This is a genomic window from Kluyvera sp. CHPC 1.251 (genome assembly GCF_036759945.1).
Taxonomy (GTDB): Bacteria; Pseudomonadota; Gammaproteobacteria; order Enterobacterales; family Enterobacteriaceae; genus Kluyvera; species Kluyvera sichuanensis.
Window position 1 is genome coordinate 134902 of the sequence record NZ_JAPKIC010000002.1, and the last position, 20791, is coordinate 155692.

The 20791-nt window shown below is 57.9% G+C and carries 19 protein-coding genes; 7 read left to right on the forward strand and 12 right to left on the reverse strand.

Features of this window, described 5'->3' with window-relative positions:
* Positions 1-171 precede the first annotated feature (171 nt).
* A complete protein-coding gene (locus V6940_RS05070; RefSeq protein WP_333495076.1) occupies positions 172-936 on the forward strand; it encodes an SDR family NAD(P)-dependent oxidoreductase in 765 nt (254 codons plus the stop codon).
* 604 nt (positions 937-1540) lie between these two features.
* Here the strand turns inward: V6940_RS05070 and V6940_RS05075 are convergent.
* The 4 genes from V6940_RS05075 to V6940_RS05090 form a co-directional block, all read right to left on the reverse strand.
* Positions 1541-2302: an amino acid ABC transporter ATP-binding protein gene (locus V6940_RS05075; protein ID WP_333495077.1), complete on the reverse strand. Its 762-nt coding sequence runs from the start codon at positions 2300-2302 to the stop codon at positions 1541-1543.
* Positions 2295-2960: an amino acid ABC transporter permease gene (locus V6940_RS05080; RefSeq protein ID WP_333495078.1), complete on the reverse strand. Its 666-nt coding sequence runs from the start codon at positions 2958-2960 to the stop codon at positions 2295-2297. Before V6940_RS05080 ends, V6940_RS05075 begins: the two co-directional genes overlap by 8 nt.
* 15 nt (positions 2961-2975) lie before the next feature.
* Positions 2976-3617, reverse strand: coding sequence for an amino acid ABC transporter permease (locus V6940_RS05085; protein WP_185669560.1), 642 nt, complete (start codon positions 3615-3617; stop codon positions 2976-2978).
* Positions 3618-3681: 64 nt separating this feature from the next.
* Positions 3682-4533 carry a transporter substrate-binding domain-containing protein gene (locus V6940_RS05090; protein ID WP_035897617.1) on the reverse strand — a complete coding sequence of 284 codons (852 nt, stop codon included), beginning with the start codon at positions 4531-4533 and terminating at the stop codon, positions 3682-3684.
* A gap of 233 nt (positions 4534-4766) precedes the next feature.
* Between V6940_RS05090 and pdxR the strand changes: the two genes are divergently transcribed.
* Positions 4767-6230: a MocR-like pyridoxine biosynthesis transcription factor PdxR gene (gene pdxR, locus V6940_RS05095; protein ID WP_333495079.1), complete on the forward strand. Its 1464-nt coding sequence runs from the start codon at positions 4767-4769 to the stop codon at positions 6228-6230.
* Here pdxR and V6940_RS05100 read toward each other — a convergent pair.
* Genes V6940_RS05100 through V6940_RS05110 form a run of 3 tightly spaced genes read right to left on the reverse strand, consistent with a single transcriptional unit; the run spans position 6227 to position 13183 of the window.
* Positions 6227-9322 (reverse strand): efflux RND transporter permease subunit, encoded by a 3096-nt coding sequence (locus V6940_RS05100; RefSeq protein ID WP_333495080.1) that lies wholly within the window; start codon positions 9320-9322, stop codon positions 6227-6229. The genes pdxR and V6940_RS05100 overlap by 4 nt on opposite strands.
* A gap of 9 nt (positions 9323-9331) precedes the next feature.
* On the reverse strand, positions 9332-10402 hold the full coding sequence (locus V6940_RS05105) for an efflux RND transporter periplasmic adaptor subunit (protein WP_333495081.1): 1071 nt from the start codon (positions 10400-10402) through the stop codon (positions 9332-9334).
* A gap of 54 nt (positions 10403-10456) precedes the next feature.
* Positions 10457-13183, reverse strand: a complete 2727-nt coding sequence (locus V6940_RS05110; protein ID WP_442910781.1) for a cation-transporting P-type ATPase — start codon at positions 13181-13183, stop codon at positions 10457-10459.
* A 507-nt stretch (positions 13184-13690) separates the two neighbouring features.
* Here V6940_RS05110 and V6940_RS05115 point away from each other — a divergent pair.
* Entirely contained in the window at positions 13691-13939 is a 249-nt protein-coding gene (locus V6940_RS05115; protein WP_185669556.1) for a DUF1158 domain-containing protein, read from the forward strand.
* A 170-nt stretch (positions 13940-14109) separates the two neighbouring features.
* On the opposite strand, the gene V6940_RS05120 is transcribed toward V6940_RS05115, so the two are convergent.
* Positions 14110-14457, reverse strand: a complete 348-nt coding sequence (locus V6940_RS05120) for a RamA family antibiotic efflux transcriptional regulator (RefSeq protein ID WP_333495082.1) — start codon at positions 14455-14457, stop codon at positions 14110-14112.
* 32 nt (positions 14458-14489) lie between these two features.
* Positions 14490-15590: an MBL fold metallo-hydrolase gene (locus tag V6940_RS05125; protein ID WP_333495083.1), complete on the reverse strand. Its 1101-nt coding sequence runs from the start codon at positions 15588-15590 to the stop codon at positions 14490-14492.
* Between the two features lie 189 nt (positions 15591-15779).
* Between V6940_RS05125 and V6940_RS05130 the strand changes: the two genes are divergently transcribed.
* The 3 genes from V6940_RS05130 to nfsB all read left to right on the forward strand — a co-directional run bounded on the left by V6940_RS05130 (position 15780) and on the right by nfsB (position 17499).
* Complete coding sequence (locus tag V6940_RS05130; RefSeq protein WP_333495084.1) at positions 15780-16355, forward strand: TetR/AcrR family transcriptional regulator; 576 nt, start codon at positions 15780-15782, stop codon at positions 16353-16355.
* Positions 16355-16723, forward strand: a complete 369-nt coding sequence (locus V6940_RS05135) for an MmcQ/YjbR family DNA-binding protein (RefSeq protein ID WP_185669552.1) — start codon at positions 16355-16357, stop codon at positions 16721-16723. The genes V6940_RS05130 and V6940_RS05135 overlap by 1 nt, the downstream gene beginning before the upstream one ends.
* 122 nt (positions 16724-16845) lie before the next feature.
* The gene (gene nfsB / locus V6940_RS05140) at positions 16846-17499 is read left to right on the forward strand and encodes an oxygen-insensitive NAD(P)H nitroreductase (protein ID WP_185669551.1); all 654 of its coding nucleotides are present in this window, start codon (positions 16846-16848) and stop codon (positions 17497-17499) included.
* An 89-nt stretch (positions 17500-17588) separates the two neighbouring features.
* Here the strand turns inward: nfsB and V6940_RS05145 are convergent, their stop codons facing one another.
* The 3 genes from V6940_RS05145 to V6940_RS05155 form a co-directional block, all read right to left on the reverse strand.
* Positions 17589-17834 (reverse strand): helix-turn-helix domain-containing protein, encoded by a 246-nt coding sequence (locus V6940_RS05145; protein ID WP_442910784.1) that lies wholly within the window; start codon positions 17832-17834, stop codon positions 17589-17591.
* A gap of 34 nt (positions 17835-17868) precedes the next feature.
* The gene (locus V6940_RS05150; protein ID WP_333495086.1) at positions 17869-18186 is read right to left on the reverse strand and encodes a type II toxin-antitoxin system RelE/ParE family toxin; all 318 of its coding nucleotides are present in this window, start codon (positions 18184-18186) and stop codon (positions 17869-17871) included.
* A gap of 174 nt (positions 18187-18360) precedes the next feature.
* A complete protein-coding gene (locus V6940_RS05155; protein WP_333495319.1) occupies positions 18361-19200 on the reverse strand; it encodes a helix-turn-helix transcriptional regulator in 840 nt (279 codons plus the stop codon).
* Positions 19201-19331: 131 nt separating this feature from the next.
* Between V6940_RS05155 and V6940_RS05160 the strand changes: the two genes are divergently transcribed.
* The gene (locus tag V6940_RS05160) at positions 19332-20759 is read left to right on the forward strand and encodes an MFS transporter (protein WP_333495087.1); all 1428 of its coding nucleotides are present in this window, start codon (positions 19332-19334) and stop codon (positions 20757-20759) included.
* Positions 20760-20791: the final 32 nt, after the last annotated feature.

The window sequence follows — 20791 nt, forward strand, 5'->3', positions numbered from 1 at the left end:
TCGCATACCGTTGGCTGTGATTCATCATGTCGTCGGCGGAAAAAAAAGTGATAGAGCCAGTGTAGTCGCGGCGCTGTGACAACGGTGTCACATCGTCATGCGCCGACTGGCTCTCGGCAGGCCGCGCGGCGGTTTTTATAGTGGCCAGAACAACCTGCACAGGAGAGCACAATGCAAAAGCGTAAAGTGGTGTTTATTACCGGAGCGACCTCCGGCTTTGGGGAAGCAGCGGCGCACGTATTTGCGCGCGCGGGATGGGCGCTGGTGCTGAGCGGGCGTCGTCTCACAAGGCTACAAGCGCTGCAGGCCGAGCTGGCACAGCGGGTACCGGTGCATGTAATTGAACTGGACGTACGCGACAGCGTCGCAGTGGACGCCGCCGTCGCCGCGCTGCCGCTGGACTTTGCCGATATCACCGCCCTTATCAATAACGCCGGGCTGGCGCTAGCGCCGCAGCCGGCGCAAAAGGTGGAGCTGTCCGACTGGCACACCATGATTGATACTAACGTCACCGGGCTGGTGAACGTCACCCACGCCCTGCTGCCGACGCTGATTCGCCACGGTGCGGGGGCGAGCATTATTAATATCGGCTCGATTGCCGGGCAGTGGCCGTATCCCGGCAGCCACGTTTACGGTGCCAGCAAAGCGTTTGTGAAGCAGTTTAGCTATAACCTGCGCTGCGATCTGTTAGGCACCGGCGTGCGCGTCACCGACCTTGCGCCGGGCATTGCCGAAACCGAGTTTACGCTAGTGCGCACTAAGGGCGACCAGGCGGCTTCGGATGCGCTGTATCGCGGTACCACGCCGCTGTCGGCGCTGGATATCGCCGAGCAGATGTTCTATATCGCCACTCTGCCGGACCATATGAATATTAACCGCGTGGAGGTGATGCCGGTGCGTCAGGCGTGGCAGCCGTTTGCGATTGATAGGGATTAGTGTGGTTTTCTCCTTATCCCCCCTTCCTTGTAGCAGTCTTTACTGCACGAATTTCAGGGGAAAAACCTGATATTTGTCAGTAAGGTGAAGGGTTCCGTTCACTTTACGTCGGGTGGAATATGAAGTCCCTTCCCCGGTGAACGGGCCAAGGGGGGCGGCCGCGCCCCCCTTCGCAATCCCCGCGGCCCCGCAGGGAAATCGGTGCTTCGCACTACGCTCGCCTACGACTCCAGCCTGCGGCACGCCGATTTCCAGCGGGGACTCATCGGTTTCAGAAAGACTGGTTTTTGCTGTTAATTAAAAGACCGCACGGTTTTTGGTGGCGTCTAAATCGCCGAAGCGTTCCCTGTAGGCCGGGTCAGCCCACAGGGATGTGGGCTGAGGGCGTGGTTCACAGGGATGTGAACTCGCGCCCGACCCGAAGCCGGAGGGGATAAGCTGAGGGAACCGCGCAGCGGCGATTTTGCCGCCAGAGCCCGGGGGTGCAGGGGGCGGCGGCGATTGGCCGCCCCTTGCGCGCTCCCTGCGCCCGCGCAATTTATATGGCTAGTACTGAAAGGGAGCGCAACAGGGTGATAAACCTAAATAGGTCTCCCTCTTTGCATTAACGGCTACTTTGCAAAAACTGCCTCACTCGCTCCGACTTCGGCGCGGTAAAGAAAATCTCCGGCGGCGCTTTCTCAATCAAAATCCCCTTCTCCAGAAACACCACTTCGTTCGACACCTGGCGGGCAAACTCCATCTCGTGCGTCACCACCACCATGGTATACCCCTCCGCCGCCAGCGATTTCATCACGCTCAGCACCTCGTTCACACGCTCCGGGTCGAGCGCCGAGGTGGGTTCGTCAAACAGCAGCACCTCCGGCGACATCGCCAGCGAACGGGCAATCGCCACCCGCTGCTTTTGCCCGCCGGAAAGGGTTATCGGGTAGGCATCCGCTTTATGCTCCATCCCTACCTTCTCCAGTTGCTGGTGCGCAATTTGCCGAGCTTCATCGCGCTTCATGCCTTTTACATGCAGCAACGCCTCCATCACGTTTTGCAGCACCGTCAGGTGCGGCCACAGGTTAAAGCTCTGAAACACCATCCCTACCCGTTCGCGGATCTTCGACAGCTCGCGGTGCGACATGCTTTTCCCGGAGCGATCGTCAACGCCAATGCGCTGCCCGCCAATACGGACTTCACCGCGATCAGGCTGCTCCAGCCAGTTCATACAGCGCAGCAGCGTTGATTTTCCCGAACCGGACGAACCGAGAATACTGACCACCGTCCCCTTCTCCACCGTCAGGTTGATATCGCGCAGCACCTCAACGTTATCAAACTGCTTGGAGACATTTTTTACGCTTACCGCCGTGGTATCAGACATGGCTCATTCCTCTTTTAGCGCTATAAACACTCAACCGTTTCACCAGCAGTTCCAGCACGATGCTGATAGCCCAATACAGCGCGATGGCAACAATAAAGGCGTTAAACGGAATAAAATAAGTTGCCTGCACGCTGTTCGCGGCGGCGGTAATTTCCTGCACGGTAATAATGCTGAGAAACGCGGTGTCCTTCAGGCAGATAATCAGCTGATTCCCCAGAAGCGGCAGCGCGGAGGAGAAAATATTCGGCAGGACGATGCGGCGAAAAATGGTGTAACGAGAAAACCCCTGCACCACGGCGGCTTCAATATAGCCGTTGGAAAAAACTCGCCGCTGGCTACGGAGAATCTCAAAGAAATAAGCACCGTGATAGATAATTAACGCCACCAGCCCCGCCGTCCACGCGTCCAGGCTAATCCCCAGTTCCGGCAGCCCGTAATAGAGCAAATAGGCCAGAATCAAAAACGGAATTGCCCGCATCAGATTCACAAATCCGACAATAATGTTATTCAACACCCGCTTCTGGTATTCGGTGAAATAGCACAGCAGCGTACCAATCAATAACCCACATACTGCGGCAATAATAAACAGTTCAAGCGTCGCCAGCAGCCCGGCAATAAAATTGTCGTGCTCGGCCCAGATAATGGCCCATTGGTTCATGTGTCCTCCCGAGGCTTATCGCGCCAATCGTTTTGCTTTGCGTTCCGCCATGCTCTGAAGCTTGAGCAGCAGGCCAATAATCACCACGTACAGCAGCCCGGCGGCCAGAATGGGCGACAGCGGTTCATAGGTGACGGAGGCGATGCGGTTGGTGACGCGGGTGAGATCCACCACGCCTATCACCGCGATCGCCGGGCTGCCCTTAATCAGGAAGGACATTTCGTTCACCAGCGCGGGCAGGCTCTCCAGCCACATTTGCGGCAGCATGATGTAGCGGAAGTAGGGCCAGCGGCGCATCCCCACCGACTCCGCGGCCTCGCGCTGTTCGCGCGGGAAGGTGCGAAAGGCGTTGCGCCAGATTTCGGCGTTAAACGCTGAGGTATTGAGGGTCAGCGCGACGATAGCGGCCACCGTTTTATCGAGATTAATGCCCACCGTCGGCAGCGATAAAAAGAGAAACAGCACCAGCGTCACCAGCGGCGTGGCGCGGGCGAGGCTGATATAGATAACCAGAATCTGGTCAATGACCGGGATTTTCATCATGCGCACAAAGGCGATAATCAGCCCTATCACCACCCCGAAGGCGATGGCGATGGCCGAAATCCAGAGGGTCGTCCATGCGCCTTCAATCAGTAACTGCCATGCTATTGCGTCCATGGTGCCCTCCTGAGATTAGTGGGTGTCACTCCCGGCGTCGCATTGCTCGGCCGGGCGACATAACTTACTGTCCGGCGAGTTTATGAAACTGCGCGGCGCTGGTGATAGGTTCGGTTGGCAGGTCGTCATAGGTTTCGCCAAACCATTTTTTCTGCAGCTCAGCGAGCTTGCCGGTTTCACGCATGTGGTTGATAAACTTGGTCATGTACGCCAGCAGCTCCGGCGAATTTTTCGGGATGGGCCAGGCCATATAGCCCGGACCAGAAACCGGCAGCCCTTTGGCGAACACCTTCGGTTTGGCTTTCACCAAATCGTTAACGGAGATAACGACGTTAATCACATAATCGAGACGTTTATTGGCTAAATCGGCGTAAGCTTCCGGGTAGGACGGGTATTCCACCACCGGACCCAATTTGCCGCCGGTTTTCTCAATCATTGCTTTCAGTTCCGGCAGACGAGCTAATAGCGCACTGCCCGCCTGAAGGCCGACTTTTTTCCCGCTGAGATCGGCAATGGTATTTAAAGAGTTATCGCCCGCACGCTTCACAAAATAGTGCTGCGCCGAGGCCCACGGCGGGGTGAAATTAAACACGTTGAGGCGTTCGTCGGTAACAACGGCACCGGTTAATGCCATATCGTACTGCCCGGTTGAGACCGCCGCTAATAACCCGGTCCACGGCAGAATACTTTGCGTGACGTTGAATTTGGCGTATTCACGTAGCGCCGCCAGCATATCTTTGTTGAACCCATCGGCATTGCCGTTATTCATAAAGTTAAACGGTGCGTAATCATCCTCGGTGGCCACTTTTAAGGTCCCGGACTTTTCAATTTCTGGCAAATCAGCGGCGGCGACCTGTAATGAAAAGGTCATCGCCATCACGGCGGCCAGATAATACGAACCCATCGTTTTTTTCATCGTTTGACCCCTACTCAACTATGCCGAACACGTTTATTCCAGACGCCCTGAAAGCGTTGCAAGATGTGTGCCGCCTGACGCCAATTTTTAAGCTGGCGGGCGACGTTTTTACTGTAGGGAGACTTTTTGCATTCTGAATAGAGCCAGTTTTCGCGCGCGCTTGTGTCAGACGATTTCAGGCTGGTACAGAAATTGCTGCACTCAGGGAAAGCGGATATTCGAAGGAGCAGCGTATGATTCGGCACTTATTGCACGTGGATTTTGACCACCAGCGCGGGTTGCAGGAGCAGGTTCGCGAATCGTTGGTCAACGCCATTCTCGGCGGCATTTTCGCCGTCGACACGCCGCTGCCGTCGTGTCGGCAACTGGCGCAGCAGCTGCAGGTTTCGCGCAACACTACCGCATTGGTGTTTGAAAGCCTGGTCAACGAAGGCTATCTGGTCAGCCGCCCGCGCAGCGGCTATTACCTGCATCCGGACTACCACGCGCCGCGTCTTTCTGCCGCCGTACCTGCACCCGCCAGCGGCGATTCTGCACCATCGTGGGGCAAACGGCTCAACATTACTCCCAGCCAGCAGGAGTCGATCCTCAAGCCCGCCGGCTGGATGCACTACCGCTACCCGTTTATCTACGGCCAGCCCGATACCCGCCAGTTTCCGTTAGCAAGTTGGCGGTCGGCGGCAAACTGGCTGCACGGTGGCATGCGTGACCCGGCGTGGGTTGTCGACCATATCGACCAGGACGTGCCGATGCTGATTGAACAAATTCGCACCCGCGTGCTGCCCAAGCGCGGCATCGTCGCCGCGCCGGATGAAATTCTGATTACCCTCGGTTCACAGAATGCGCTCTACCTGCTCACCCGCTTGCTGATGTCGCGCCAGACGCGAGTGGGCGTAGAAAACCCCGGCTTTCGCGAGGCGATTAATACCTTTTTACTCAGCGACTGCGACATCGTGCCACACCCGGTAGATGAAGAAGGGATCGTGCTCAACGACGCGCCGTGCGATTACTACTACGTGACGCCGGGCCATCAGGTACCGACAGGCGTCACGATGAGCAAGGCCAGGCGCAGTCAGCTACTGGCACACGCCGCGCAGCATGATGCGGTGATTATCGAAGATGATTACGATTCGGAGAGTAATTTCCAGGCCAACCCGCTGCCCGCGCTGAAGGCCAGCGACCGCAGCGGACGGGTGATTTACGTCAGCAGCCTGTCGAAGGCGCTGTCGCCCGGATTACGGTTAGGATTTATGGTCGCCGACCCGGACCTGATTGATGAAGCCCGCGCCCTGCGCCGACTGGTTTATCGCCATCCACCGACCAACATTCAATACCAGATGGCGCACTTTCTTGCCCAGGGCCACTATGAAACGCATCTGCGGCGCTACCGCGATGATTCCGCCCGGCGCTGGGACAGGCTGCATACCGCGTTGTCGACGCTGCTGCCGGAGTGCCAGCCGCTGCCCGGCAGCGAACACGCTAACGCCTTCTGGCTGCGCACCCCTGCCAGCATCAGTACTCAGCAGCTCACCTGGCGCGCTGCCCACACCGGGGTGTTGATTGAACCCGGCGCACGGCATTTTCTCGATGCGACGCCGCCGGACAATTTTTTCCGCATGGGCTTTCACGCCATTAACCCCGACGCCATTGCGCCGGGGGTGGACGTGCTGCGCAGCCAGCTGGCGCAGATGGGTTAGCCCGCCTTGCGGTGCGCCCACTCGCGCAGGCGCTGGAACAGCACGTAGAGCGACGGGATAAACAGGATGCCAATCACCGTCGCCACCAGCATGCCGCTGAACACCGTGGTGCCGATGATCCGGCGGCTCTGCGCCCCAGCCCCGGTGGAGAACATCATCGGCATGATACCGATAATAAACGACACCGCGGTCATCATTACCGCACGGAAACGGCGGGTCGCCCCCTCACGCGCGGCCTCCACGATAGAAAACCCGGACTGCCTGCGCTCGCGGGCAAATTCGACAATCAATATCGCGTTTTTCGCCGCCAGCGCTATCAATAGCACCAGGCCAATCTGCACGTACACGTCGTTAGCGTAGCCCGCCGTCCATAGCCACAGCAGTGCGCCACCGATGGCAAACAGCACCGACAGCATCACGCTCGCCGGCAGCGTCCAGCTCTCATACTGTGCCACGAGGAACAGCCACGCCATCGCCACTGCCGCCAGCACAATCCACACCGCCTGATTGCCGGTTTGCTGCTCCTGCCAGGAGAGCCCGCTCCAGGCGTAGTCGTAGCCTTCTGGCAGGTTGGCCTTTAGCAGGGTTTCCATCTCGGTCATCGCCGTACGGCTACTGACGCCTTCCGCTGCCGAACCGCTGACCGATACCGACGGGAACTGGTTGAACTGCTGGATAAACGGTGCACCGACGGTTGGCGTTACCGTCACCAGGTTGCTCAGGCGCACCCGCTCACCCTGGTTGCTGCGCACAAACAGCTCGCTGATTTGCTCGGCGCGCTCGCGCCACTGCATCTCGTTTTGCATCACCACGTGATAAACGCGGTTGTTGATGCTGAAATCCCCGGCACGCGCGCCGCCAAAAGCCGTTTGCAGGCTGTTAAAGATGCGCGAAACCGGCACGTCCAGCCTGGCGGCCTGGTCTCGGTCAACGGTGAGCGTCAGCTGCGGAACGTTGCTGCTCCAGGTGGTGAACACGCGGTTAAGCTGCGGGTGCTGATTGGCCTTCATCAAAATGGTGCGCGTCACCTGCTCCAGCTCGGCAGGCGTTTGCCCGGCCTGTGCCAGAATACGCAGGTCGAAACCCGCGGCGCTGCCAAGCCCCGGCAGCGTCGGCGGCGCAAACAGCATAATGTTAGCTTCCGGCATCGCCATCAACTGGCGTTGAAGCTCGCCCATCACCGTCTCCAGCGGCGCACGCTGCGACCAGTCCTTCAGCATCAGCGAAATAAAGCCGCCGTTGGAGGCACTGGTGCCGCTCAGGATGCTAAAGCCGGACACCTGAATCACATCCTCGACCGCCGGATGTGCGCCCAGAAGCTCACGCGCCTGCGCCATCACCGCCTCGGTTCGCTCCAGCGATGCGGACTCCGGCAACTGAATATTGGCAAACAGGTAGCCCTGATCTTCCGGCGGCAGGAAGCCTTTCGGCATGCTAGTGAAGCTAAACGCCACCAGCAGCGCGGCGAGTGTCGTGGCGGCTACCGCGACCAGCGGGCGACGGTTCATCCACGCCACCAGTTTGCCGTAGCCGTCACGGGTAGCGTTCAGCCCAAGGTTAAACCACTGGAAGAAACGAGCAGGCTGTTTGAGGCGAGGACGCAGCAGCAGCGCACACAGTGCAGGAGTCAGCGTCAGCGCCACGATGCTGGAGAGCGTGACCGCCGTGGAGAGCGTGACCGCGAACTGACGGTATAGCTCGCCGACAATGCCCGGCAGCATTGCCACCGGCACAAACACCGCCAGCAGCACCAGCGTGGTGGCAATCACCGGCCCGGCAATCTGACGCAGCGCCAGCCCGGTAGCTTCCAGACGGTTCATCCCTTCCGCCATATGCCCTTCGACGCTTTCCACCACCACGATGGCGTCATCCACCACCATGGTCAGTGCCAGAATAATCGCGAACAGGCTAAGCGTGTTGGCGCTATAGCCGAGCAGATAGAGCACGGCAAACGTCCCCACCAGCGAGACGGGAATCGCCAGTGCCACAATCAGCGTGGCGCGCAAGCTCTGCAGGAACAGGGACACGACCGCCACTACCGCCAGTAGCGTCAACGCCAGCGAGGTGCCGATCTCTTTAATTGTCGCCGCCACGAAACGAGTGGTATCAAACTTCACTTTCCACATCAGATCCGCCGGGAAGCGGCTTTGCAAGCGGGTGAGTTCGGCACGCACCACGTTTGCCACCTGAAGCGCATTGGCGGTTGGCGTGGGATAAATCCCCATATACGCCGACTCCACGCCGTTCAGCTGAGCGCTGGAGTTGTAGCTGCGCGCGCCAAGCTCAATGGTCGCCACGTCGGACAAGCGTACCAGTTGGCCCTGTTCACCGCTGCGCACCACGATACGACGGAATTCGTCGGCATCGGTTAGTCGACCCAGGCCGTTAATGGTCAGCGTCTGCTGCTGGCCGTTAAATACTGGCGGCGTACCGATTTGCCCGGAGGCCCCCTGCACGTGCTGTTCGTTGAGTGCCTGGGCGATATCTTCACTGGTGATATTCATTGCGTTCATGCGGTCTGGTCGCAGCCAGATGCGCATGCTGTAGTCGCGCGCGCCGAACATCTGTACCTGGCCGACGCCCGGCAGACGCGCCAGCGCTTCACGCACCTGGGTGCTGGCGTAGTTGCTTATCTGCAAAGCAGAGAGCGAACCTTGAGGTGAATAGAGGCTGACCCCCATTAACAGGTTGCTGGCGCGCTTACGCACCTGCACGCCGTTCTGCTGCGCTTCGGTGGGTAGCTGTGCGACCGCCTGAGAGACACGGTTCTGCACATCAATCGCCGCCATATCCGGGTCGGTTCCGGCAGAGAAGGTCAGGTTCAGGCTGTAGCCGCCGTCGTCCGAGCTGGTCGACTCCATATAGAGCATATGGTCAACGCCGTTCAACTGCGTTTCCAGCGGCGCGGCGATGGCTTCGGCAACATCCTGCGCGCTGGCGCCCGGCCAGCTGGCGCTGACGTTAACCACCGGCGGGGTAATTTGCGGATACTGCTCTACCGGAATGAGCTTGAGCGCTATTGCACCGACAAAGGTCATCAGCAGCGCAATCACCATCGCAAAACGCGGGCGACGAATAAAGAACGTCAGCATGCTCCCTCCTTAATTCAGCAGCGTCACGGCGGCACCGTCGGTCAGGCGCTGTGCGCCCTCAATGACCACGCGCTCACCCGCGGTTAGCCCCTGCGCCACCGCAAAGGTTTGTCCCTGCTGGCCGTCCAGCGATAAACGACGCTGCCCGGCCTTATTCTCTGGCGTCAGTACCCAGCTAAAGTAGCCCTGCGCGTCCTGCTGCACCGCCGCCGCCGGGATCATCACCCGCTCGGTTGGCGCCTGCGGGCGCAGCGTGACCGTCACGTTGCCGCCCGGCAGTAAACGGTGCTGCGGGTTGGCGAACTCCGCACGCATCGTCACGCTGGCGGTTCGGGTATCAATTCGGTTATCGACCGAGGTCAGTACGCCATCTTCACGCTGGCCGTCGAGGGTGATTTGCGCCAGCCACGCCGCCTTCAGCGCACGGATATCCGCATGCTGCCCGGCTTTGCTGTAGAACGCCGACTCGTCGAGCGCGAAGCTCACGCGAATCGGTTCAAGCTGCACCACCTCCACCAGCACGCCGCTGGCCGGGTTAACCAGCGTCCCGACGTGAAAGGCGCTGTGGCCAACACGTCCGCTGACCGGCGCGGTAATGCGGGTGTAATCAAGGGTAATTTGCTGGGCTGAGATACGAGCCTTCGCCTGTTCAACGGCCGCCGCCGCCACGTCACGCTGCATCTGGGCGTTGTCGACATCGTTGCGGCTGATAGCCTGACTGGTTTTCAAACTCTGATAGCGCGAAAGCAGTTGCTGTGCCTGACGCAGCGAGGCCTGTGCACTTTTCAGTTCCGCCTGCGCCAGCGACAGTGCTGCACGGGGCTGGGCATCATCAAGGGTAAACAGCAGGTCGCCTTTGTTGACCTCTTGCCCATCCTGGAAATGGCGCTGCACGATGGCCCCTTCAGTACGAGCGCGGATCTCGACCGAGTGAATGGCCTCAACGCGGCCCGGTACCTGACGCTCGGCAGCATGCGGTGCCTGTTCAACGGTGATGATGCGCACCGGCACCGAGGCGGAAGCCTGTACGCAGGCGGCCAGACCACAGGCCAGCAGAGCGAGGCGGAAAGTGTTTTTCATGGAGAAATCCTTGCGGGGCAAGCGCCCCCCTCCGGCTGGAGAGGGGCGTATGAGTTACGAGGCAGTTTTACGAAAACGGCGGGTCAGACGTTTTTCCACTTCAACCACCAGGAACATCGCGACGCCAATGACCAGGGTAATGCCCCAGTAGCGCAGCGGCAGCGCTTCGGTGCCGAACAGCGTCTGCATCAGCGGCAGGTAGATAATCGCCAACTGGAGCAGAAGCAGCACGCCGGTCACCAGCCAGATGCCTTTATTCTTCAGCAGGCCGCTGTTCAGGGAGAAGCGGTCGCTGCTGCGGCAGTTGATCATGTAGACCCACTGCGCGGTCACCAGCATCTGCAGCAGCACGGTGCGCACGAACTCGGCGCTGTGGCCGCGCGGTGCCAGCCAGGCCTCAAGAATAAAGGCGGCAATGGCAATCATCGAGCCGACAAAGGCGACGCGCCAGACGGCAAAGGCATCCATCACGTGCTGGCCGGTTTTGCGTGGCGGGCGGTTCATCACGTTACGCTCGGCGGCTTCAAACGCCAGGCCGAAGGAGAGCGTGGCGGAGGTCGCCATGTTCATCCACAGAATCAGCACCGGGGTCAACGGGATGATGTTCCCTGCCAGCAAGGCGATGATAATCAGCAGCCCCTGCGCCAGGTTGGTCGGCATGATGAACAGAATCGTCTTCTTCAGGTTGTCGTAAACGCGACGCCCCTCTTTGACCGAACTGGCGATGGTCGTAAAGTTATCATCGGTCAGGACCATATCGGCAGCCTCTTTGGTCACCTCGGTGCCTTTAATGCCCATCGCGATACCGACGTCTGCCTGGCGCAGCGCCGGGGCATCGTTGACGCCATCGCCGGTCATGCCGACAATTTCGCCGTTCTCCTGCAGCGCTTTCACCAGACGCAGCTTATGCTCCGGGCTGGTGCGGGCGAAAATGTCGTACTCCACCGCCGCTTTTGCCAGCTCGGTGTCGTCCATGTGCTCCAGCTGGTAGCCGGTCATCGCTTCGCTGCTGTTGCGGATCCCCAACATCTGGCCAATGCTCATGGCGGTTTGCGGGTGATCGCCGGTGATCATCTTCACGCGGATCCCTGCATTCTGGCAGGTGTGGATAGCCTCAACGGCTTCCGGACGCGGCGGGTCCATCATCCCGGCAATGCCGAGGAACACCAGACCTTCCTGCAGATCGCTGTGGTCGAGGGTTTTCGCCCCCGGCGCAGCTGGCTTGGTCGCCGCGGCCACCATACGCAGACCCTGGCTGGCAAAACGCGCCATCTCCGCTTCCCAGTAGCCGCGGTCGAACGGGGCGACGCCGCGTGCAGTTTGCTGCTGCTGGCAAAGGGCAAAGAGCACGTCCGGTGCGCCGGTGACCATCACCACCTCTTCATCAGCAAGCTGGAAGTGGGTGGACATGTATTTGTACTGCGAGTCGAACGGGATCTTGGCAACCAGCTGGGTACGCATTGGCTCAAGATTGGCCTTGGCTGCCAGCACCTTGAGCGCGCCCTCGGTTGGGCCGCCGGTAATGCCCCAGTGGCCCTGCGCATCCTGAATTAGCTGGCTGTCGTTGCACAGGTCGATGGTGCGCAGGTATTTCTCCAGCACGGTATACGGCTGTACTTTGACCGGCTCGTTGCTGCCTTCCAAGTAAATGCTGCCGTGCGGCTCGTAGCTGTTACCGTCAACGCGGTAGCAGCTGTCGGCGGTAATGATCGCTTTAACGGTCATTTCGTTCATGGTCAGGGTGCCGGTTTTATCCGAGCAGACCACGGTCATCGCTCCCAGGGTTTCAACGGTCGGCAGCTTGCGGATAATCGCCCGCTTACGTGCCATCGCCTGGACGCCCAGCGACAGAATAATTGAGATAATTGCCGGCAGACCTTCCGGTACCGCGGCAACCGCGAGGCTAATCAGTGACAGCAGCAGTTCGCCCAGCGGAATGTCGCGCAGCACCATGCTAAAGACAAACAGCGCGCCCATCATCGCCAGGATGATGGCGAAAATCGCTTTGCCGAGCTTGTCCATCTGCACCAGCAACGGCGTGCGGTGCTTTTCAATACCGGCCATCATCTGGTTGATGTGACCCAGTTCGGTCTCCTGCCCGGTCGCCACGACCACGCCCACGCCGCCACCAGCGCTGACGGTGGTGCCGGAGAAGACCATATTGGTACGGTCGCCCAGCGGCAGTTCGCCGTGCAGCACGTCGGTGTGCTTGTCGACCACGGTGGACTCGCCGGTGAGGATCGCCTCTTCCACGCGCAGGTTGTGCGCTTCAATCAGGCGCATGTCCGCCGGAATACGGTCGCCCGCACGCAGTACCACGATATCGCCCGGCACCAGGTCGGTGGTCGCCACCGTTTTATGGCTGCCGCCGCGAATGGCGCGCGCGTCGCTGGAGAGCATATTGCGGATGCTTTTCAGCGATTTCTCCGCGTTGCTTTCCTGGATGTGGCCGATCAGGGCGTTAATCACCGTGACGCCGAGAATGACAAAGGTATCGACCCAGTGGCCCATCACGGCGGTTAGCGCCGCCGCGGCCAACAGGACGTAAATAAGCACATCGTTAAAGTGGGCAAGGAAACGCAGCCACGCTGGTTTGCCTTTTTTCTCCGGCAGCGCGTTCGGGCCGTAGGTGTTCAGACGCGCGGCGGCGTCGTCCATGCTCAGACCATCAGGCTGGCTATTGAGGTGAGACAGCACCTGCTCGGTGGTCTGCTGGTAGGCGTGCTCATGCGGGTCGTGACCCGCGTGCGGCACATTCTTGGTGTTCATCATTTTAGACACAATAAGGTTTCCTTTTAAATTCCTGCGAACGGAAAGCCCGAATTCCATTTCTGGCCAAGGCGATATCACTGAATAATATTTTCGAGCAAAAAATATTTATTGGATCACATTATTTTTTGCTTTTTAAAATCTCAGAATGACATTAAGCTGAATTACTAATATTAATATTGCAGAATGTTCCTAAACCCTATCTAAACGAGGTCATTATGTTTGGAATCTACAAAGGGCGCCGCCTGGCGCTGTACGTGGCGCTGGCTGTCGTGATTGCTACGCTGATTGGATATAGTACTTATACTTTTGTAAAAATATTATCTGGAGCATGACGTTAATTTACGAAAGCTATATTTAATTTAAATCAGAATATTATTTCATTTATCGATGTACGATTATTATCGTAAGTCTGGTGATTTATATTAATAATTCTCTAAGGAATTTGTTTAATTAGAAACATTGCGTTCCATTAAAAATTACCGGACAATAATATCTTTAACTAACGATTAACATTATATGAAGCATCCGCTCGAATCCCTGATGACCGCCGCCGGTATTTTGCTGCTGGCGCTCCTATCCTGCCTGCTGCTGCCTGCACCGTCGCTGGGGCTAACGCTGGCACAAAAGCTGGTTGAGACCTTCCATTTTATGGATCTGAGCCAGCTGTACACCGTGCTGTTTTGCGTGTGGTTTCTGGCGCTGGGGACGATTGAGTATCTGGTGATTCGTTTCGTATGGCGGCGCTGGTTTTCGCTGGCGGATTGATTGCCACGATGAGCACGTACGGTCCCCTCGCCCCTTTGGGGAGAGGGTTAGGGGAAACAGGCAACGGAGTCACACCCTCACCCCAGCCCTCTCCCTGAGAGGGAGAGGGAGCAATCGGCGCTGGTTTTCGCTGGAGGATTGATTACAGCGACGCCGACCCCAGGGCCGAATCAATGCGCCTGCGGACGATGATTCTCTTTGCGGTAGGCACCCGGCGACTGATGGAACGTGCGGGTGAAAATGCGGGTAAAGGTCTGCTGGGAATCAAACCCATACTTCAGGCAGATGTCGTAAACCTTTTGATCGGTCGTACACAGCTCATCCGCCGCCAGATTCAGCTTCCGGTGGCGAATGTAGCGCCCCAGACTCTCCCCTTTGTGCTGCAGGAAAATGCGCTGTAAATGCCATTTTGAGTACCCTGCCCGGCGGGCAATTTCATCAATACGCAATGGCTGATGCAGATTGTCGTCAATCCATTCGACCAGTGTGTCGACAACCTGAGTGGCTAATTCGGTCATACACCCTCCCCTCGTTTAACGACTGCCGGTGGTTATTCCCACCAGGCACTAAATGTTTGTGCGGTATCAGCAAGCCACACCGGCTCGCCCTGCATCGGCGTCAGCAGCCGATACGCTTTGTCTTTGCTGGCCTGCGCCAGACGTTTGTACGGATCATCCCAGGTGTGTTTCGCCAGCACGAAGCGCCCGGCGTGGCCCGGCAGCACACGGCGAGCGTTGAGATCCGCCGCCGCCTGCGCGGTCTGTTCCGGCATCATGTGGATGTAGCGCCAGTCCTGGTCGTACTGACCGTCTTCCATAATGGCGACGTCCACATGACCAAACTGCTCGCCAATCTCCTTAAAGTGCGGGCCATAGCCGGTGTCGCCGCTGTAGTAGATATTCTGCGTCGGCGTCACGAACATAAAGCTCGCCCACAGCGTCTGGTTACGCTTCAGGCCGCGACCGGAGAAGTGACGCGCGGGCAGCACGTGCACGCTCAGCGCCTCGCTGATGGTGACGCTCTGCTGCCAGTCTGCTTCGGTAATCACGTCATCCTTCATGCCCCAGTAACGCAGGTGTGAACCCACGCCTAGCGGCACCACGGCACGTTTGATCTTCGGCATCAGCCCCTTGATGGTGGCGTAATCCAGGTGATCGTAGTGGTCGTGAGAGATAATCAGCAGGTCTATCTCCGGCATGTTCTCCGTGCGCCACGGGTAGTTGCCCGCAAACGCCTTATTCAGAAACGAGAACGGTGCGGCATAGCTGCTGAACACCGGATCAATCAAAATGCGTTTGCCTGATAGCTGCAGATACCACGAGGAGTGGCCGAGCCAAATCATGGTGTCCTGCCCCAGCGGCAGGCTGGCGAGATCGGTCGGCACCATCGGCAGCGGCTGCGTCGGGCGGGCATTTTCGCGTTTGGCGGTTAAAAACTCCCACCATGCCATCACCATGTTCTTGTCACCGGTAAAGCCAGGCGTTGGCAGGGTGTTCTGGAACGCGCCGTCACGGTAGTTCGGCGAACGTTCAATCTGGCTTTTCTCAACCCCTTGCGGCGCCTGACCAAAACCGGCGTTCAGGACAAAGGGTAAACTTGCAGCACTGGCAATAAGCATGATGGCAACCACACTGATGATAAAAGGTTTCATATCCTGACCCTGGACCGGCTTCGTCCAGGAAGCCACACTAAAAAGGTTGATTATGAGTGAGTAGGCACTCATTATAGAAAGGCGGGGAAAAAATCGTCAAGCAATTTTCAAAATTTGACAATCGACGTTGAAGTCCCTGGGGTCGGCATGTTTCAATCACGTTTTTTACAGTCAGAGAGGTAAAGTGTAGTGGCTCGTCCGAAGAGTGAAGATAAAAAACAAGCGTTACTGGACGCTGCGACCAGCGCCATTGCCCAATCCGGTATTGCCGCATCGACTGCGCTGATTGCGCGCAGTGCGGGGGTTGCTGAGGGTACGCTGTTTCGCTATTTCGCCACCAAAGACGACCTGCTTAATGCGCTTTATCTGCATCTGAAAACCGGCCTGTGCGAGGCAATGAAAGCCGGGCTGGTGGATACCGAAGTACCAAAAGACTTTACCCATAGCATCTGGAACAGCTACATCGACTGGGGCGTACGCAACCCGACCGGACACCACGCGCTGCGACGCATGGCGGTGAGCGAAAAAATTACCGAAGAGACCATCGCTCAGGTGAAAGCGATGTTCCCGGAGCTGCAAAAGCTCTGCCAGCGCTCGGTGCGTCCGGTATTTATGTCCGATGACTTCCGCGCCTTTGGCGATGCGCTGTTCCTGTCGCTGGCGGAAACCACGATTGAATTTGCCAGTCGGGAACCGCAGCGCGCCGATAAGTTCAAAGCGCTGGGCTTCGAAGCGATGTGGCTGGCCCTGGCGGAAGGTGAGTAATGGACGGTAAAACGCTGCATGAACGGGCGCACGAGTTTGCGCTGACCCTACCCTTCTCCGACATCTACTGGCCTTTCGGCCCGGAGTACGATGTTTTCACGGTTGAGGGTAAAATGTTTATGCTCAAGGCCTATCTGCGCGGCGAACCTATCATCAACCTGAAGGTTGACCCGGAGCAATCGCTGCTGCATCAGGCTATCTACCCGCACATCAAGCCGGGCTACCATATGAACAAAAAACACTGGATTTCGGTTCATCCTGGCGATGAGATCACGGTCGATCTGCTCAACAGTCTGATTGAAGATTCGTGGAATCTGGTGGTGAACAAGCTGCCAAAACGCGTGCAACAGCGCGTGCGTCCCGTTTGATTTTGCGTTAAATGCGATAAGTGTTATCGCATTTTACACCCTTCTCATTTGTTAAATCGCGCGGTACCCTGCTTTGATACGACGCACCGATTTGCGGTGCTTTTTATCATTCAGGAGTGTTTATGGACATCGTTTCCGTTGCTAAAGCGCGCTATTCCACCAAAGCCTTTGATGCCAGCAAAAAGCTGACTACCGAGCAGGCTGCTGCTCTGAAAACCCTGCTGCGCTATAGCCCTTCCAGCACCAACTCCCAACCGTGGCACTTTATCGTCGCCAGCACCGACGAAGGTAAAGCGCGCGTAGCGAAATCCGCGGCGGGCGGCTACGTGTTCAACGAACGCAAAATGCTGGATGCTTCTCACGTGGTGGTATTCTGCGCGAAAACCGCGATCGACGATGCCTGGCTGGAAAAAGTGGTGGATCAGGAAGATGCCGATGGCCGTTTTGCGACGCCAGAAGCCAAAGCCGCTAACCACAAAGGCCGCACCTTCTTCGCCGACCTGCACCGTAAAGAACGTCACGACGACGCGCAGTGGGCAGCTAACCAGACCTACCTGAACGTGGGTAACTTCCTGCTGGCGATGGGCGCAATGGGCCTCGACGCGGTACCGATCGAAGGCTTTGACGCCGAGATTATGGACGCCGAATTTGGTCTGAAAGAGAAAGGCTTCACCAGCCTGGTCGTAGTGCCAGTTGGCCACCATAGCGTGGAAGACTTCAACAAGGCGCTGCCAAAATCTCGTCTGCCGGAAGAAGCGGTGATTACCGAGATCTGATTTAGCGTCTGTGCCTTCCCGGCGGCGCGTTGCCTGGCCGGGCTACAATATTCGAGTAGCCCGGCCAGGCAACGCGCCGCCGGGGAATCTCAATACAGCAAGATCTGCGGATGTTTCACCCCGCAAGCTAGCGCATAACGCGTCAGCGTATCGAGGCTCGCTCTCGTTACGTTGGCTTCCATTCTGGACACCGTCGGGGCACTCACCCCCATTCTCTGCGCAACCTGCGCCCGCGTCAGTCCTGCATGACTACGCCACTGCGCCAGCATCTCTCGCAGTCGCTCCTGTCGTTCCTGCGCATCAAACGCCGCCTTCACGTCTGACCGTTCCAGCATTTCGTCTCTCAGGTCATCCCAATCAATTACCTTCTTACTCATCCTGCATCTCCTGTAGCCGTTTTAATGCCAGACGGAGTTCCGCTGGAGGTGTTTTTTGCGTTTTTTTAATAAATACGCGTAGTAAGAAAATCGTCTTCCCCTGCTGAAAAGCATAGATACCGCGACAATGAATCATCCCTACCGTACGTATTTCAAAAAGGCCGTGAGGTAGAGATTTACTGTCTGGCTCTCGTAGAGCAGTTGGATTTAGCCGAAGTTTCTCTATTTTGCCGATCATCTTCGCTTGCGCAGAAGCGGGCAGTGTCAGCATTTCGTCTCTGACATCTGTATGAACAAGGATTTTGAACACGATTATCGTCCCTGAATATTAGCATATAAGGCAAATTGCATTAAAGGTTAATTCACCCGTTTTGCACCACCCTACTCCTGCTAACATCAAAGTTCAGATTCCGGTTTTAAACATGGATAACGGATCGTAAAACGCATACACCAGGTAGCCCATCCAGGCAACGTGCCGCCCGTACTACAATCTCGCCAGCACCCCTTCCCCTACCTCATCTACCGGTAAATAAACCAGCAGACGCGAGCCGTTGCGCGGCGCAGAGTACCAGTACATCTGCTGTAGCTGGAATTCGCCAAAATCAGGGTGACGGAAGGTTTTGATCTGGTTTTCGACGCCGCGTACTTCGTAGCGCTGGTGCCAGAGGGCTTCAAACTCGGCGGAGGCGGCGAAAAAGCGAGCAAGCTTATTCTCCCACGCCGGTTCTCCCCGGTGTTCCGCCATCGCGGCGCGGAAATAGGAGACGAAGTTGCCCAGCACGTCAGGATTAGCCAGGCGACTACGCCAACCGGGATGGGTCAGATACAGGTAGATACAATTTCGTTCATCTTCGGCAATGATGGAAAAATCGACGCCCATCAGTCGACAAAACGCCTCATTCCACGCCACGATATCGAAATTGGGCTTCTGAATACTGGCCGGTTGAGGCAGCAAACTGTCCAGCATACGGCGTGTGCCGGGGCTGATGCCCTCGCACTGAGGAACATTAGCGGACTCCAGCGGCGTCAGCCCCGCCAGCACGAACAGATGGCGCGTCTCAAGTTCGCTGCACTGGAGCGCCTCGGCGACCGCTTGCATTACCGCCACCGACGGATTAACCTCGCGCCCCTGCTCAAGCCAGGTATACCAGGTCACGCCAACGTCCGCCAGCATCGCCACCTCTTCGCGGCGCAGGCCCGGCGTGCGCCGTCGCCCGCTGCGCGGTAGCCCCAACCGCTGCGGATCGAGACTTTCCCGTCGCGCTCGAAGAAATGCACCCAGTTGCTTACGGTTATCCATCTGCCGTGTCTGCAATACGTCCATTTCACTGTGGCTGATGAGGCTCATGGTATCTCCAGCATAGTAGTGCCAGTACCAGTATAACCAGGAACTGGTACCCGTTTATTTAATCAGCGATGCTACGTCCAATCGCTGAATGACGCAATGGAGTCACCATGAAAACGTCTGCTGTTTCACCCGGTCGCGCAGGGCTTTTCCTGCTGCTGACTGGCCTGATGTTGCCCCAAATCGATACCTCGATTACCAACGTCGCCCTGGATTCCATCACCGAGTCTTTGCATGCCAGCCCCACCCAGCTTGAGCTGATTGTGGCGCTATACGGCGTGGCGTTCGCCGTCTGTCTGGCGATGGGCAGCAAGCTTGGCGACAACTATGGTCGCCGCCGTCTGTTTATGTGGGGCGTGGCGATTTTTAGCCTCGCTTCGCTGCTGTGCGGAGTCTCTAACTCAATTACCGCCCTGCTCGCCGCCCGTACGCTTCAGGGCGCTGGCGCGGCGCTTATCGTGCCGCAGATCCTCGCCACGCTGCACGTCACGCTGAAAGGGACAGCGCACGCCCGTGCCATTAGCCTGTACGGCGGCATTGGCGGCATTTCGTTTATCGTCGGGCAGATGTTCGGCGGCTGGCTGGTGTCGGCAGATATCGCCGGGATGGGCTGGCGTAACGCCTTCTTTATCAACGTACCCATTGGCCTGCTGGTGCTGGCGTTCAGCCGCCGTTACGTACCAGAAACCCGCCGTGATGAACACTCCACCATCGACTGGCAGGGCACCTTCAGCCTTGGGCTTATTCTCTGCTGCCTACTGTTCCCGATGGCGCTGGGGCCAGAGCTGCACTGGCCGTGGTCAATGCGCCTGATGCTGCTGGCCATTATTCCTCTGCTGTTCTGGATGCGCGCCACCGCACTGCGCAAAGAGCAGCGCGGCGAGCATCCGCTGCTGCCGCCGCGCCTGTTGCAACTGGCCAGCATTCGCTTCGGCATGGTGATTGCGCTGCTGTTCTTCAGCGCCTGGTCCGGGTTTATGTTCTGTATGGCGCTGACCATGCAGTCCGGCCTCGGCATGGCACCGTGGCAGTCGGGTAACAGCTTTATCGCCCTTGGCGTGGCCTACTTCCTGTCGGCAATGTACGCGCCGAAGCTGATTGCACGACACAGCATGGGGCGCATCCTGGTTGCCGGTCTGGTGGTACAAATTAGCGGCCTGCTGTTGCTGATGGAGACCTTCCACCATTACGGCCAGGCGACCACCACGCTGACGTTGGTACCCGCCACGGCGCTGATTGGCTACGGCCAGGCACTGATTGTGAACTGCTTCTATCGTGTGGGAATGCGCGATATCACCGCTAACGATGCGGGCGCGGGCAGCGCGCTGCTGAGTACGCTGCAGCAGGCCACGCTGGGGCTTGGCCCAGCGGTATTTGGCTCGTTGCTGCTGATGCTGATGCGTAACCATCACGGCAGCTATCCGCAAGCGATGATCGGTTTTCTCGGCGTAGAGGCGGTGATGATGCTGCTGTTGGCGATCGTTGCCATTGGCCTTCGCCACCATTTAAACCGTAGCCCGGCGATGGCAACTTCCTGATTATTAAGTTCCTGTATACCTGTTTGCATATT